Consider the following 1,223-nt stretch of genomic DNA (forward strand, 5'->3'; position numbering starts at 1 on the left):
ATAAGACCAATAGCCTCTGCCACTTTGCCTGAAATATCAGCGTCGGCTACCTGTGTCGCCATATAGAGGAGCTCTGAGCGCAGTAAGATCCGCTGACCATAGTCAGCTGTCCCTTTGATCTTGGCTTGGATATTGTCAATATTATCCCGTGACCATTTCAAGGATTTTTCTTTGGTCTCTTTAATCAGGTTAGCGTATTCTTTTTGAAAATCTGTGGCGATCTTTTTTATATTCTCCCAGTTATCATAGATATATAAAATTTCTACAGCATCTAAGCCCAATGCGGAGGCAATTGAAATGAGATGTCCTAATCCTTGTGAATAAGTTGTTACTGACGGGTGGTCTTCCACACCTGTTAGAGCTAGTTGCAATTCAAGAACGAGACTATTGAACTCAACAGGGGTTAAGGAAACTAATTTTTCGATAGTATCTTCGGGAATATATTTTTTGAGCTCTGCAATAGCATTTTTCTCCAACTTTGCCAGATCTTGACCAGCTGTCAGTAGCTCTGGGTGATAATCTTTGGAAGCCACTAAAATCTCCCCATTACCAGCGATCTGATAAGCCCCAAAGTCATGGGAGGAATGTCCGTCCATCATGCTAGTATACTCTATAGGGACAATGACCTTAACTGTCCCTAGCTGGTCCTCATAAGGTTTATCACGATTGAGCATGCTGACGGGATCAAGCGGATTGACGTAGTAGGTGGTCCTATCGCTCAAAGCTTGGATATGTTCTTTACTATAACCTTCTTTTTCCAAGCTCTTGGTCGCATCGGGACCATTGAAGAGGACGATTTCATCAACTTTCTCCAATTCCTTATCCGTCAGACCGGCAGCACCCTGGATGGAGGCCATGGTCCCCAAGGAGTGACCTGTGATACTCATCTTTGCATCAGGGGCTGCTTGTGCATTCAGTTCAGCAATCTTGGTCCTCATCCCCTTTGTCGCATGCTCGGCTTGCGGTACAATGGCATCAGTCAAAGCAAAGGCGGCATCATTACTGACCCAATCTTCAAAATTAAAATCGCTGGCATTGGTATTTTTGAGGTAATCTAAAGGATCTTTTGCCAGTTTATCTATATCTATTCCAAAGCCATCACTGCCTCGTACAACAAAGTAGGTCTGGTGGGTATCCTGATTAATAGCCTCAGTATCAGAGACATAGTAGGCATTGTAGCCCGTCTTCTCATTATCCAACATCCCTTCTTGATCGGGCTGAAG

The 1,223-nt window shown here is 43.8% G+C and carries 1 protein-coding gene; it reads right to left on the reverse strand.

Going from position 1 to position 1,223, the window contains the following annotated elements; genetic code table 11:
• Window positions 1–1,223: alpha/beta hydrolase family protein (locus AC4HAI_RS08975; protein WP_491111245.1), on the reverse strand; the 1,223-nt coding region annotated here is incomplete at both ends.

Source organism: Streptococcus sp. ALY_208 (assembly GCF_058314295.1).